This is a genomic window from Micromonospora sp. A202 (assembly GCF_006715105.1).
Classification (GTDB): domain Bacteria; phylum Actinomycetota; class Actinomycetes; order Mycobacteriales; family Micromonosporaceae; genus Micromonospora; species Micromonospora zamorensis.
On record NZ_VFMP01000001.1, the window covers coordinates 4,345,845 to 4,360,208 of the forward strand.

Annotated in this window: 12 protein-coding genes; 7 read left to right on the top strand and 5 right to left on the bottom strand. The window is 72.1% G+C overall.

All coding sequences use genetic code 11. The features are described from left to right. Positions 1-94: 94 nt before the first annotated feature. Genes FBZ33_RS20040 through FBZ33_RS20060 form a run of 5 tightly spaced genes read right to left on the bottom strand, consistent with a single transcriptional unit; the run spans position 95 to position 4,120 of the window. A complete protein-coding gene (locus FBZ33_RS20040; RefSeq protein ID WP_099855392.1) occupies positions 95-832 on the bottom strand; it encodes a hypothetical protein in 738 nt (245 codons plus the stop codon). Beyond that, positions 801-1,352, bottom strand: coding sequence for a DNA cytosine methyltransferase (locus tag FBZ33_RS20045; protein WP_099855394.1), 552 nt, complete (start codon positions 1,350-1,352; stop codon positions 801-803). The genes FBZ33_RS20040 and FBZ33_RS20045 overlap by 32 nt, the downstream gene beginning before the upstream one ends. Further along, on the bottom strand, positions 1,349-2,215 hold the full coding sequence (locus FBZ33_RS20050; protein ID WP_141910264.1) for a hypothetical protein: 867 nt from the start codon (positions 2,213-2,215) through the stop codon (positions 1,349-1,351). The genes FBZ33_RS20045 and FBZ33_RS20050 overlap by 4 nt, the downstream gene beginning before the upstream one ends. Continuing rightward, entirely contained in the window at positions 2,212-3,204 is a 993-nt protein-coding gene (locus FBZ33_RS20055; RefSeq protein WP_370453024.1) for a TRM11 family methyltransferase, read from the bottom strand. The genes FBZ33_RS20050 and FBZ33_RS20055 overlap by 4 nt, the downstream gene beginning before the upstream one ends. Next, a complete protein-coding gene (locus tag FBZ33_RS20060; RefSeq protein ID WP_099855400.1) occupies positions 3,188-4,120 on the bottom strand; it encodes a hypothetical protein in 933 nt (310 codons plus the stop codon). Before FBZ33_RS20060 ends, FBZ33_RS20055 begins: the two co-directional genes overlap by 17 nt. A gap of 840 nt (positions 4,121-4,960) precedes the next feature. Between FBZ33_RS20060 and FBZ33_RS20065 the strand changes: the two genes are divergently transcribed. The 7 genes from FBZ33_RS20065 (at position 4,961) to FBZ33_RS20095 (ending at position 14,216) form a co-directional block, all read left to right on the top strand. Continuing rightward, positions 4,961-5,842 carry a hypothetical protein gene (locus tag FBZ33_RS20065; protein WP_099855402.1) on the top strand — a complete coding sequence of 294 codons (882 nt, stop codon included), beginning with the start codon at positions 4,961-4,963 and terminating at the stop codon, positions 5,840-5,842. Positions 5,843-6,566: 724 nt separating this feature from the next. Beyond that, positions 6,567-6,947 carry a pilin gene (locus FBZ33_RS20070; protein ID WP_099855404.1) on the top strand — a complete coding sequence of 127 codons (381 nt, stop codon included), beginning with the start codon at positions 6,567-6,569 and terminating at the stop codon, positions 6,945-6,947. A gap of 5 nt (positions 6,948-6,952) precedes the next feature. After that, entirely contained in the window at positions 6,953-7,867 is a 915-nt protein-coding gene (locus tag FBZ33_RS20075; RefSeq protein WP_099855406.1) for a conjugal transfer protein TrbL family protein, read from the top strand. A 35-nt stretch (positions 7,868-7,902) separates the two neighbouring features. After that, entirely contained in the window at positions 7,903-8,826 is a 924-nt protein-coding gene (locus tag FBZ33_RS20080) for a PrgI family protein (RefSeq protein ID WP_141910265.1), read from the top strand. Then, a complete protein-coding gene (locus FBZ33_RS20085; protein WP_099855412.1) occupies positions 8,823-10,613 on the top strand; it encodes a VirB4 family type IV secretion system protein in 1,791 nt (596 codons plus the stop codon). The genes FBZ33_RS20080 and FBZ33_RS20085 overlap by 4 nt, the downstream gene beginning before the upstream one ends. Continuing rightward, positions 10,610-13,129, top strand: coding sequence for a type IV secretory system conjugative DNA transfer family protein (locus tag FBZ33_RS20090; RefSeq protein ID WP_370453025.1), 2,520 nt, complete (start codon positions 10,610-10,612; stop codon positions 13,127-13,129). Before FBZ33_RS20085 ends, FBZ33_RS20090 begins: the two co-directional genes overlap by 4 nt. Before the next feature lie 211 nt (positions 13,130-13,340). Continuing rightward, positions 13,341-14,216 carry a replication-relaxation family protein gene (locus tag FBZ33_RS20095; RefSeq protein ID WP_141910266.1) on the top strand — a complete coding sequence of 292 codons (876 nt, stop codon included), beginning with the start codon at positions 13,341-13,343 and terminating at the stop codon, positions 14,214-14,216. The last annotated feature ends 148 nt before the right edge of the window (positions 14,217-14,364 follow it).

Below are 14,364 nucleotides of genomic sequence, written 5' to 3' on the forward strand. Positions count from 1 at the left end.
GTCGGAGGTTCTGGCGGCTGGACACCGCGGGTGGTGGCTCGTCGCGGACGCTGCGTGGATGCGCCCACGACGAGCCACCCTGTGCTGGCGGTGGCTAGGTGTGCTGGCAGAGCAGCAGTCGCAGGGCGGTCGCCGCTTGGGCGGGGACGACGCCGTTGCCGAGGACCCGCAGTGCGGTGGTGCGGGGCAGCCCGAGGTTGGGGTTGGTGACCCAGTGCTCGGGCAGGCCCATGAGCCACTCCACGAACGGCGGTGCGAGGACGGGTTTGCCGTGCCGGCCGGTTTGCGTGGGTTCGGGTGCGGGGCGGCCGAGCAGTAGCTCCCAGCGGGCGACCGCGTCGGCGTAGCCGCCCCACCGTTGCTCGTCGGGCTGCCCGAGGGCGGCGATGGTGGTGCGCAGGTCCGCGCCGCCGTCGCCGTGGCGCCCGGGGCCGCGCCCGTCGGACGCGCGCGGGGTGGGCAGGATCCGGGCCGGGACCCGCACTGCCGCGGAGGGGAGGGTGAGGTCTCCGTGGGAGCCGCGCTGCCCTGGGCAGCCCTTTTCGCCGTCGGTGGCCCGCGGGGTGGGCAGCAGCACCTCGGACAGTGGGGGCCGGAACCCGGTGCCCGCGCGTCGTCCGGGCGTGCCGGTGTCGCTCGCCCTGGGGGTGGGCAGTAGCCGTGCGGCGTCGGTGCGCGTGTGCCGGTGGTGGCCAGTGCGAGCGATGTGCCCCGCGGTGGTGGTTGGTAGGAGGCCGTCGGTGGAGCCCGACGGTTCGATGAGGTCGGGCAGGCCGTGCTGGTGGCCGGGTCCTTTGCCGTCACGGGCGCAGGGTGTCGGCAGCGTCCGCATCTCCCCCGGGTCGTGGGGTGGGTGCGGCCAGCAGGAACAGCCGGTCGCGGCGGTGGGCGGCGCCGATGTCGGACGCGCGTAGGCACGTCCAGCTTGTGTCGTACCCGATCGTGGCCAGGTCGGCTTCGACGACGTCGAGTCCCCGCCGCAGGAGGGCGGCGACGTTCTCCACGAACACGAGCGGTGGTCGAAGGACGCGAACGGCGTCGGCGACGGCACTCCACAGGCTGGAGTGCTCTCCGGTGATGCCGGCGCGCTTGCCGGCGTTGGAGATGTCCTGGCACGGGAACCCGGCGGTGAGGACGTCGACGGGCGCGACGCGGGTCCAGTCGACGGTGCGGATGTCGCCGAGGTTGGGCACAGCGGGCCAGTGGTGGGCGCAGACGGTGGTGGCGTGCCGGTCGGTCTCGGCGTACCAGGTGAGCTGGCCGCCGAGCACCAGCTCGACGGCCATGTCGAGGCCGCCGTAGCCGGTGCACAGCGATCCGATGCGGGGGGCGGTGGTGTGGGCAATGCTCACGCCACCTCCCCGCGCCCGGCGTCGCCTGTCGACGGCTCGCCCTGCGGGCAGGACCAGGGGCCACAGCCAGGCGCTTCTGCGGGTTGGGAACGTGGGCGCAGCTGTACTTTGTCGAGTGGTACTCGCTGTCTGTGCAGGAAGAATTGGCCGCGCAAGGGATGTCCGTCCGCGTTGGCCCGGGCGGAGCCGTTGCGGATGGACCGGTCGAAGGCGACGGCGTCCGCCCATTCCCGTGGGCTGTGCTCGCGCAGGGCGAACCAGAAGCCGTCGTCGTGGAAGGGGCAGCCCACGCACGATGACTTCGGGGTGTCGGCGAGACCGTGCTCGGCCAGGAAGCGTAGACAGTCGGTACGTCGCCAACCGACGTCGAGCAACGGGTGCACGTTGCGCATGTAGGCGACGTCGGAGTCCCGGGCCCGACCGATCTCGTCGAGGCTGATCCCGATCGCGACCTCTGCCCGGACCCCTGCCGGGACGCGCCTCGGGTGTGGGTAGCCCAGCCGGCGCCGCACCTCAGCCTTGATGGGTTTGATCTTGTATTCGGAGGTGCACTGCCGGCGGGCCATGCCCCGCTCGCCGTTAGGACCGAGGGTGAACATGGGCATGGAGGCGAACCGGTGGAGTGGGTCGAGCGCGTCAGCTCGGATGTCACCGGCGCTCACGCGTACCACCTCGATTCCGGCCTGCTCGGCGATGCCGGTCAGGCGGTCCAGGTGCCGGTAGACCGCTGCCGGTTCCCAGCCGGTGTCGGCGAAGATCGCCGCGGTGAACCCGGGGATCGCCCCCTGGGCGGCGAGCAGCAGGAGCGTCGAGCTCTGCACGCCGGCGCCCAGGGACAGGTAGCGGTGGGTGGGTGGGCTCACGCGACCACCCCTGGCCCGTCCTCAGGCCTGCGCGTGTTGGTGAAGATCAGAACGTCTTCGTGGGCGATGAGGTGCATCGGCACCCCGGACGAGCGGGCCTTGCGGACCTGTTGGAGTTGGAAGAACGACGGGCGGGCGACGAGCTGCCCGTGACGGACGGCGGCGAGGAGGGCAACGCACCGCTCGGTCGGCACGAGGCCGGCGCGCAGGCCGGCGGCGATGACGGCGCTGGGCAGGTCGACCAGCTCGCCGCGCTTGCGCCACGGACGGGCGGTGACCACGACGGCGCCGCCGGGGCGTAGCAGGGTGGCGCAGCCGCGCAGAATCTCGGCGAAGCCGTCGGTGAGACCGGTCAGGTCGCGGTAGGCGAGGTTGCCCTTGTCCTCGCCGTCGTTGTACCGGTCGTCGTACTTGACGACGCCGTGCTCGCCGGGGCGGACAAGGCCGTGGACGGTGGGACCGTACGGCGGTGAGGTGACCACGAGCGCCACCTGCCCGGTGAGGGCCTTCGGCACCAGCGACATCAGCCGGGTCGCGTCGCCGCGGATGACGGACGCGCGTCCGCTGGCGCCCTGGTCGTGGGCGTGGCGGATGTTGGCGTCGGCGATGTTCGACCATTGCGGCTCGTATTCGATGCCGAAGGCGTCGCGGCCGGCGTGGACGGCCTCGACCAGGGTGGTGCCGATGCCGCACATCGGGTCCAGGACCAGATCGCCGGGCTGGGTGTAGGCGGCGATCGCGTGGGCGGCGATCGCGGGCAGCATCCGGGCGGGATGCTTGACCGATTCCGGCACGTACCGGCCGCGTCGCTGGACGGGGCCGGTCGACTGGGCGGTGGCCCAGACGGACAGGCCCTCAGGATTGGCGCGGTGGCGGCCTTCGTAGTCGCGGTGCCGGCCCGGGTAGTCCTCGCCGGCGGCGGAGCTGTTGGTGTCCGGCTCGCCCGCGCCGGAAGATCCCGCGGTGGTGTGTTCAGCCACGGCGCTCACCGCCGTCGCGACCACGGCGCCGTCCCGACCCCGAGGCAGATGCCGGGTGGGGGGTGAAGACCATCAGGTCGGCGTGCACCCGCAAGTGGGCGACCGACCACTGCTCGGGGTTGGCGTGGACCAGGGTGAGCAGCTCCTCATCCGTGCCGAAGTAGATGAATTGGTCGCCGTCGGTGTCGGCCTCGACGGCGACGATGTGCTGCAGGTAGCCCAGTCCCGCCGCGGAGGCGGCGGCCACGAGCGGCCCGAAGTCCTCCGGCGTGGGCTGCGTGCCGGCGGGGACGCCGACGACGAGGACGAGGCAGCCGCCGGGGCGCAGCAGCCGCGCGCAGGCAGCGAGGAGCCAGGCGAGGCGGACCCGGCCGATCGTGCCCGCCTCATGCAGCGGCCACGAGGCGACCACCAGGCTGATGGCCGCGTCCAGCGGCCCGTCGTCGGGCGGCCGGACGACCGCCGTGTCGGTGCCGGGCAGGTCGGGGTCGGTGAGGTCGTCGCCGAACCAGTCGACCAGCTCGGGCGGGTCGTGCGCGTCGCCGGCCTCCGGCTCGCCGGGCGCGGTGAGCGGGTTGGTTGCGGTCGTGGGCGCCGGCGGTCCGGCGGTGGCGGGTCCGATGATCAGGTTGGAGCTGTCGGTGAACCAGGCGCGGTGGTGCTGGCGACGACCCTGGGCGCAGATGGGTGCGAGGACGTGGTCGGTGGTGAGGTCGACCACCGCTTCCCCGGGTCGGCTGTAGGCGGCGACGAGGCGGTAGGCCAGACGGGTGGGCAGGCTGGTGTGCGGGTCGGCGTCGGTACGGGCCGTGCGCCAGACCGTGATCGGTACCGGCGGGTCGCCGGCGATCAGGTCAATGAGAGTGGAGTCGGCCGGCTCGCTGTGGTCGGCCTGCGGGTGTGGGTGCGGCGTGTGCTCGCTCATGTGCTGTCGGCTCCGCGCCGCGCCGTGAAGCGCTGACATCCCCGAACCGGGTTTTGTGAGCCCCGGCGAACACTTGCCGAACCCACAACCGCTCACAACGCTCGACCCGGCAGCGGCTTGTCCCGGTCTTCCTCGTCCTGCCTGGTGCGCGCGACGTAACAGCCGCCATCGGCATTCGCCCTACCGAGACGGGACCGGCCTCGTCCCTACTCACCCCTGTCACTGACGCTGGGTCACTGACAGAAGGCGCTGACGGTGCCGGCGCCGGTTAAGGAGAACGCGTCGGGCGTCGACGTAGACATGAGCATTGACCGGCACTGTGAGACGCGCCGAGCGTCGTGTGTGCGGGGCCGTTGTCATCGGCGCGGCGCCGCCTGTCACAGGGTGCGGAATGTCCAGCGGTGACAGCCTGCCCCCGACTGTCACAGGTACGTCCGCAGCCCGCGCGTGCCGTCCCCGGCGAGCGGTGACAGTGGCGCTGTGAGCCGACCCGGTTGTCACAGCCGGCCGCGCGTGTCCCCTGTGAGGTCGTCCGCGCCGTCTCGCGGGTCGCGACGTGAGCCTGCGTCACCAGCTCCGAACAGCGCGCCGTCACAGGCTCTGTCAGGGTGTCACAGGGCAGGTCAACTAGCCTTTGTCAGGCTATTGCCAACGATTAGCGGCGATGGCGCGCCGTGCGGGCGGGCCACTGACAGAGGCCCGGTTCGAGGGCGACGAACAGCGCCGTGAGCGGCTCTGTCAGGACCTTGTGAGCTCTCTGTGGCGCAATCGATGCCACCGATCGCCGTGACAACGCCGGCGACGGCATTCGCATCCCTTCGGTGTCACAGGAGTGTTGACATGAGCGCGTCCGACGCTACGAACTGGCCGACTTCCGCCCTCGACGCGGCGGCGACCGCCTACGCCGCGCTGACCTGCGAGCCTGCGCCGCTGGCTCTCGACTGCACGGCGTTCTTCTCCGACGCGGGTCTGCCGCGGCCGGTGATGCCGCTGCCCGCAGTGCGGGACTGGCTGTTGCGACACCCCCGCGCATACACGGCGCGTGACGAGGTGTGGCGGGAGCTGATCCGACGCGCCCGGCTCGACGGGCCGCACTGGGTCGTCGCCGCGGTCGGCATGGCGATGCCGGCGCTACAGCGGTACGCGGCCCACTTGTGCGAGGGCTACACCGGCGACCCTGCGGATATCGACGCCGAGATCCTGACCGGGTTCCTGAGCGCGCTCCGCGACCGGGCCGACCTTTCCAAACCCGCGCCGTACGCGAGCCTGTGCAAGGCGGCGTGGCGAGCCGGGCGGGACCTGCGGCTGCGGCAGCATGAGTACCTGCCGGTGCAGGACATCGAGCACCTCGTTTCCGGCTCCCGCACTCCGCCGGTGCCGTACGGGCATCCGGATCTTCTGGTCCGCCGCGCGGTGACCCTCGGGATCCTCGACCCGGAGGACGAGCAGCCCTACATCGACGTGCGGCTCGGTCGTCGGGCGATTGAGCCCATCGCCGCGAGGAATGGTGTCAGCGTCGACGCCCTCCGCATGCGGCTGTCCCGCATCGACAGCCGCGTCGCCGAGGCCCTCGCGGACGGGCTGCTGACCGGGGTCGCGTCGCCGGAGACCACGGCGCGGCTGCGGCAGCAGGCCGAGCAGCGCGGCGGGCGTCGCGCAGGACGTGCCGCGGCCGGCCGCCGCGAAGCCGCCCGGCAGCACGCTTCGGCAGCAGCCGCCTGACAACCAACCGGCACGGCTGTGGCCCGACATACCCGTCGGGCCACAGCCGTTTCCGCGTACCGAGCGCCCGTCCCAGCAGAGCTGTTCCGGCGGCAGCGCGCTGGCAGAAGAGAACCGGCGCAGAATCGCCAGCCGACCTGCCCCGCCGGCACGTTTTGCGGCGCAGGCGCCGCTCAGCCGTCCCCCTCCGCTCCGACGATCAGAACCTCTCCGCCATCGTCCTAGGCACCCTGGAACGGGCGAACCGATGCGGCCTTGTCAAGAACTGTGAGCCCCAACGGCACTCACACCGCTCGAACACAGCCCGTTCCGATCCGGTTGTGAGTCCTCGCCCGCAGGCAACGCCGGCGACAGTGAAAGGCCCTGACCTGCCCTGTGAGCCCTGCCTGGACCGGGGTGAGCGCGGCAAGTGTTCGCCAGGGCTCACCAATCCCGGTTTGGGGGTGCGGGACTTTCAGCGAGCCATACCGCTCGCCGGTCCCGCCCGCCGCCGGGCGACACGAGCAGCCGCGATCCGCGCGCCTCGGGTGCCGCGCCAATTGATGCGCTGACACCACATTGATGACCGCAACCCACCCCTGAGGGAGGACGAGCTCCTCCCGGGGCTCACGCGGTTCGTGCGCTTCTCGCCTGCGCCCTGCGGCGGTCCCATCGGACCGTTTCGAGCAATCGCCGCCCCCGGTCACACGTCTTCGTGATCGGGGGCGGCGGGAGGTGAACCGCAATGTCCCGCACCCCACAGCACACTCTCCGAATCCCGCGACTCGTTCGTCTCGCACTCCGGGCGGCCGTACCGCTGGTCGGCGTCGGCCTGTCACTCGCCGCCCCGGCCGCCGCGTCTGCCGATCCGGGCGGCGCCGTCTACCTGGCGGCGAACTCGCTGCCGGTGGTGATCGCCAATCTGCAGGCCTGGGTCATGGGCATCCTGGCCGCTATCGCCACCCTCTTCCTCGTCCTGGCCGGCGTGTACTGGGCCACCGCCGGTGGTGACCCGTCGCAGGTTGAGAAAGGCAAGCTCGCCCTGCGCAACGCGCTGATCGGCTACGGGCTGGCCGTCCTCGCGCCGATCTTGCTGCAGGTCGTACAGGGCATCGTCGGGGTCTGATCGTCATGGGATGGGTCCTCGACCAGGTTCTTGATTGGCTCACCACGGCGATCCTGGCCTGCCTCAACGCGATCTTCGACCTCATTACCGGCATTCTGCTCACCACACCGAAGGTCACCGTGCTGCCGCAGGTGCAGGCGCTCACCGGCCGGTCGGTCTGGATCGTGGACACCGTCTTCGTGTTGGCGTTCGTCGCCGCCGGCGTGCTCGTCATGATCGCCGGCGGCGACGAACAGTCCCGGTACACGGTCAAGGACCTCCTACCGCGGCTGGTCGTCGGGTTCACTGCCGCGCACTTCTCCCAGTTGGCCTGCGACCAGCTCATCGATGTGGCCAACGCCCTGACCGCGGCGATCAGCGAGGGCGGCTACGACGGCGACGGCGCGTTCACCGCGATCCGCGCCCACCTCGCGGCGGCACAGGACCACACCGTCCCGCTGCTGTTCCTGATCCTGATCCTGCTCATCACCGTTCTGGTCGTGACGGCGGCGTTTCAGCTGATTGGCCGGTTCGTGGCGCTGCTGGTGATGACGAGCATCGCGCCGCTGGCGCTGGCCTGCCACGCGCTGCCGCAGACCGACGGTCTCGCCCGGCTGTGGTGGCGCGCCTACGCCGGATGCCTGGCGATCCCCGTGGCGCAGGCGTTCTTCCTCACCGCGGGGCAGCAGACACTGCTCGACCCGGCGACCATGCTGCCCGTGTTCGGCCTGCCCGTCGACCCGGGCGGCACGCTGAATCTCCTGGTCGTGGTGGTGCTGCTGTGGACCACCGTCAAGATCCCCACATTGTTGGCCCGCTGGGCGGGCCAGGCCGGACGTGGCACGAGCAGCATGCTCGGCGCGGTGGTCCGCGTCGTTGTGGTGCAGCAGCTCGCCCGCGCCGTCCCTGGCCTGAACACCCTTCGGAGGACCATCAAATGACCCGCCCTGATCCCGAAGCGCCAATGAGGGCGCGGATGCCGGCCGACGTCGACGCCTCCGACAAGGTGGCCTACGGGCTGACGTTCCACCAGCTGGCGATCGTCGCCGCCGGTGCGCTGCTGTTCTACGCCGGGTGGCGCACGCTGCACGATGTCGTGCCGGCGCCGGTGTTCATCGGTGTTGGTGTGGTGCTTGGCGGGCTGGTTATCGGCCTGGCTGTGGGCCGCCGCGACGGCCTGTCCATGGATGTGTGGCTGCTGCACGCGATCCGCCACACGCGCGCCCCCCGGTCGGTGTCCACCGCCACCGTCGCGGCGGACACCGGGACGCCGGATTGGGTCGAGACCCCCAGCAGCGGCCGGATGCCGCTGCCAGCGCCGTTGCGGCTGCCAGCCGACGCTATCGACGACGACGGGGAGATCAGCCTCGGTGACGCGCGGGCGGCGATCGTTGGCACCACCACGGTGAACCTCGCGCTTCGCACACCCGCCGAGCAGGTGGCCCTGATCGAGGGGTGGGGTCGGTGGCTCAACAGTCTGTCGACGCCGACGGAGATCGTCGTGTCCGCGCGACCGGTTGATCTGACCTCCCATAGCCGGGCTCTCGCCGCCGTTGCGGACGTCCAGCCGCATCCGCGGCTGGGCGCGGCGTGCGCCGATCACGCGGAGTTCCTCGGCGACCTCGCCGCCCGCCGGGATCCGCTGCGTCGGCAGGTCCTGGTCGTCGCCCGCGCGGCGTCCGGCGAGCGGGCGCATGCCGCGCGGCGGCGAGCCGATGACACGGTGCGGGCGTTGGCTGGCCTCGGCGTTTGTCCACGGGTGCTGGACGGCTCGGCGGTCACCGTCGCCCTGGCCGGCGCCGCCGACCCGTACCGCCCGCCGCAGCCGGGCCGCTTGGCCGCACCCGACGCTGTCATCACCGCCGCCACGCCCACCCGCAGGACAAGGAGAAGCCCATGATCAGGAAGAGACGGTCCGTCGACGACAAGGCGCAGCCGCGGCCGGGCGCACTGCCGTCGGTGGTCGCGCCGGCCGCCGTCGAGGTCACGCCCCGGTGGCTGCGCGTGGGTGACGGCTTCGCCGCCACGCTCGTCGTGACCGGATACCCGGCCGAGGTTGGCCCGGCGTGGCTGGAGCCGCTGCTGTCCTGGCCGGGCCGGCTCGACCTCGCGTTGCACATCGAGCCGCTGCCGGCGCCGATCGCCGCGTCCCGGCTGCGTAAACAGCGGGCGCGGCTGGAGTCGTCGCGGCGGGCCGACTCCGAGCGCGGCAAGCTCGCCGACCCCTACGTCGATGCCGCCGCAGATGACGCCGGTGACCTGGCCGAGCGGCTGGCCCGAGGGGCGGCGAAGCTGTTCCGCGTCGGCCTGTACCTGACCGTGCACGCCCGCACCGAAGACGAACTCCTGCAGGCGTGCGCGCAGGTTCGGGCCGCCGCCGCGTCCACCCTGCTGGAGGTGCAGCCCGCGACGTGGCGGCAGCTTGCCGGCTGGACCACCACCCTGCCTCTCGCCTCGGATGGGCTGCGGATGCTGCGCACCATGGACACCCAGGCCCTCGCGGCCGCGTTTCCGCTGTCGAGCCCGGACCTGCCCGCTCCGCTGCCCGGCGACCCGCCGGCCACCGGCGGTGTCCTCTATGGGATCAACCCGGCCAGCGCCGGCATTGTCTGGTGGGACCGCTGGACGCAGGAGAACCACAACTCGATCGTCCTGGCCCGCTCCGGGGCTGGGAAGTCGTACTTCGTGAAGCTGGAGATCCTGCGCAACCTCTACCAGGGTGTGCAGGTCGCGGTGGTGGACCCCGAGGACGAGTACCTGCGACTGGCCGACGCGGTCGGCGGCAGCATCGTCCGGTTGGGCCTGCCCGGCGTGAAGATCAACCCCCTGGACCTGCCGGTCGGCGACCGGCGTCCCGACACGCTGACCCGCCGCGCCCTGTTCCTGCACACACTCATCAGCGTGCTGCTCGGCCACCAGCCGCCACCGGCGGAGCGAGCCGCACTGGACCGGGCCATTCTCGCCGTCTACCGGGCCGCCGGGATCACCGCCGACCCGGCCACGCACCACCGGCCGGCACCGCTGCTGCGCGACCTGGCCGCCACGCTACGCGCCGACGACGACCCGGCCGCCGCGACGCTGGCCGCCCGGCTCGCGCCGTGGGTGCAGGGCAGCTTCGCCGACCTGTTCGACGCACCCACCACCCAGGCCCCGGTCGGACACCTGGTCGTGTGGTCGCTGCGGCACCTGCCCGACGAATTGCGCACCGTCGGCACCCTGCTCGCGCTGGACTCGATCTGGCGCACCGTCGACGCCCCACAACGCCCCTCGCGGCGGCGGCTCGTGGTGGTCGACGAGGCGTGGCTGCTGATGCGCGACGGCGAAGGCGCCCGCTTCCTGTTCCGCATGTCGAAGGCGGCACGCAAGCGCAACGCCGGGCTGACCGTCATCACCCAGGACGCCGCCGACGTGCTGGGCACCGACCTCGGCCAGGCGGTGGTGTCCAACGCCTCCACCCAGGTGCTGCTTAGGCAGGCGCCGCAGGCCATCGACGCCGTCGGCGAGGCGTTCGGGCTCACCGACGGTGAACGGCGACTGCTGCTCTCGACCCGCCGCGGCCAAGGGCTGCTGATCTCCGGGGCGAGCAGGACCAGCTTCGAGTCGATCGCCTCGGATGCCGAGCACGCGCTGGCGACGACTGACCCGGCCGAGCTGGCCGACCTCGACCAGGAAGAGGACGACCTGTGACACCACCGACCGAAGCCCTCAGCTCAGCGCTCGCGTCACCGCCACCGGCGCCCAGCCCCACCATCGGGTCGGGCGCCGGTCCCATCCCGCCCCCCACCGGGCCAGCGGGCGCGCTGCTCGACGCCGCCGTGTGGGCCACACAGCGGCCGTGGCTGGCAGCTGTCGCCGCCGGCGGGCTGATCGTGTGGATCGCGGCCCGCAACCTCGTCGAGATCGGGCGGCACCGCCACCACGCCCGCGGCGCGCGCCTCGTGACGATCGCGCCACCGCCGGAGGTCGACCCGCACAGCGCGCCAGCGTTGTGGGCGAACCTGGCCGGCGTGCTGACCCCCTCACGGCGGCGGCGCCTGCTGCACGGCGCCCCACACGTCGTGTGGCAGTACACCTGGTCCGGCCGGCAACTGCTCATCTCGATCTGGGTACCCGGCACCGTCCCTGCGGGGGCGGTCGAGGCCGCGGTGCGGGCAGCGTGGCCCAGCTCGGCCACCACCACCGACGACAAACCCCCGCCGCCAATCCCCCTGGACGCGCACCCCGCAGCCGGTGGGCACCTGCTGCCCGTATACGCGGAGTGGCTGCCGCTGACCACCGACCACGACACCGACCCGCTGCGCCCGCTGATGGCCGCCGGCGCGCAGCTCAACCCCCGCGAGTACGCCTGCGTGCAGGTCCTCGCCCGCCCGGCCACACCCCGGCGGGCGGCGCGGGCCCGCCGCGCCGCCGGGCGGCTACGGGCCGGCACGACCGCCGTCCCGGCGATCAACCCGGCCGCGCCGGTGCGGTGGCTGCTGGACGCGTTCCTGCCCGGCAACGGCACCACCGGCCGCGCTGCGGCGCCCGCGTCCCGTCGGGATCCCACCGTCGAACGCGACGTCCGGGCGATCCTGGACAAGACAGCGCACCCGCTGTGGCAGACCGGCATCCGGTACGCCGTCGCCACCACCAACCGGCGCCCCAGCACAGACCCGACCGGCCGGCTGCGGGGCATCGCCGACACCCTCGCCTCGGCGTTCGCCATCCACACCGGCCGCAACCGGCTCGCCCACCGCGCCCGGATGCCCGCCCCGGTGGCCGTTCTCGCCGCACGCCGCCTCGGACCCGGATTCCTCACCTCCGCCCCGGAACTCGCCGCCCTCGCCGCGTTGCCGCGCGACCTCGCCGTGCCCGGCCTCGACCGGGCGCGGGCCGCGTCCATGCCGGCGCCGGTCGCCGTCCCCGGCGGCGGGCGTGGGGTGAAGATGCTCGGCGACGCCGAAATCGGTGGCCACAGCGTGGGGCTGTCGGTGGCGGACGCGAGGTATCACCTGCATGTGATCGGTTCCACGGGCTCCGGCAAGACCACCCTGCTGGTCAACATGGCCCTCGACGACATCAAAGCCGGCCGCGGCACGGTCGTCATCGACCCGCACGGCGACCTCGTCCTGGACATCCTCGACCGGCTCCCCGCAGGCGTCGCCGACCGCGTCGTGCTCTTCGACCCCGACCAGGACAACCCGCCGACGCTGAATCCCCTCGAAGGCGACGACCCCGACCTGGTCGTCGACAACCTCGTGTCGATCTTCGGGAACATCTTCGCCAAGGCGTGGGGGCCGCGGATGGACGACGTCATGCGGGTGGCCTGCCTGACCCTGCTGCGCCACAACAACGTCACCCTGCAGCACATCCCCCCGCTGCTCAACAGCCCTCAGTTCCGCTCGGCGATGACGGTGGACCTGGACGACCCGGCCGGGCTCAGCGGCTTCTGGCAGTGGTACGACAGCCTCAACGACAGCCTCCGCTCGCAGGTCATCGGACCGGTCCTCGCCCGGCTGCGCGCGTTCCTGCTGCGCGACTTCGTCAAACGCACCATGCGCTACCCCCGCTCGAGCTTCGACATGGGCCGCGTCCTCGACGGCGGCGTGCTGCTCGTCCGCATCCCCAAGGGCGTGCTCGGCGAGGACACCAGCCGCCTACTCGGCTCCCTGATCCTCGCGCAGGTGTGGCAAGCCACCACCGCCCGCGCCGGCGTCGAACCCGACCGGCGCCGCGACGCGACCCTGATCATCGACGAGGCCCAGAACTTCCTGACCCTGGCCAACTCCCTGGACACGATGCTCGCCGAGGCCCGCAAGTACCGGCTGTCACTCGTGCTCGCCCACCAGGACCTCGCCCAGTTCCCCCGCGACCTACTCGCGGCGGCGTCGGCCAACGCCCGCAACAAGATCTACTTCACGGTGGCGCCGGAAGACGCGAAGGTCCTGTCCCGGCACACCCTGCCGGAACTGGGCGAGCACGACCTCGCCCACCTCGACGCGTACACCGCCGCGGCACGGCTGGTCGTCAACGGCCGCCAGACCCCGGCGTTCACGATGAAGACCCGGCCGCCGAAGCCGATCGTCGGGGAGGCGACCGCCATCCGCCAGGCCGCCGCCGCGGCGGTACCGAGCCAGGACACCAGCGCCGTCGACGACCTCGTCGAACGGCTCAGCCGCAGACCCGACGACCGTCGATCCCGCCCGAAGAGCGACCGGAGCTAACTGTCTTTGTCAGACGGTGGCGTCGCCCGGGTCGCGCACCGGCTCGCCACCGGGATCGTCACCGGTGACCGTCGGACATCCGCAGCACAGTGCTGACCTGGGCTGTCAGTGCCGCACACACCCCGTGACAGGCCCTCCGCACCGACCTCCCTCGTCCCAGACACCCCTCCCGATCGGGAGGGGAACCCCATCCTGCCCAGGAGCAACTGTCGTGTACTCCCGCGTTCCCCCCGCTTCCCGCAACCCGGATCCGCTCGCCGTCTTCGGTCGCATCGTCCCCCGTGACCATGCCCTCCTGGCTCTGCTCGCCGAGCACTACCTGCTGTCCACCGACCAAATCACCAGCGCCCTCTTCGACACCCGGCGCACCGCCCAACGACGGCTGACGATCCTGCACCGCCTCGACGTACTGCACCGCTTCGGCCGCAGCGGCGCCCACGGCCGGTACGGCTCGCTGCTCTACGCCCTCGGCCCCGTCGGACTGCAGCTACACCCGACCGTCTACCACGACCCCACGGGCACCAGCGGCAGAGCGCCGCGCAGCTCCCTGGAACGCGCCAAGCGCATCGCCGCCAGCGGCCAGGTCAACCACCTACTCGGCGTCAACCAGTTCTTCACCGACCTCATCGCCACCGCCCGCCACACAACCGGCGCCCGGCTGTCGCGCTGGTGGTCCGAGCAGCACGCCACCACCGTCTACGCCCAGGCCGGCATCCGCCCCGACGGGCACGGCGTGTGGACCGTCGATGACACCTCGACCGGCTTCTTCCTCGAGCACGACAACGACACCGAGAACCTCGCCCGGGTCGTGGCCAAGCTGCGCGGCTACGAACGCCTCACCACCTTCGGCCCCCGCTACCCCGTGCTGTTCTGGGTCCCCAGCCGGCGCCGCGAGGCCAGCCTCCTCGCAGTGCTCGCCGGACTGCGCACCGCCAGCCCGATCGCCACCGCCATCCACGGCCCCGACCCGGCCGGTCGGGTGTGGACTTTGGTCTCGGACCCCACCCACCGCCGGTACCTGCACGAGCTGCCCTGCGACCACGGCCCCGACACGGTCACCAACCCACGGCGCTTCGACCACCCGTAGAACTCACACCGCAGGCCAGCTGTGACTCCCAGCGATAGTTGACACTTCCCAGCTATGGTTGGCATCGCTCGAATTCGATCTTTTCGGGGCCGGTCGGCGGCCGGTAGGCGTCTCGCCGAGGAAGTTGATGTTCGCACGCCCGTAGCGG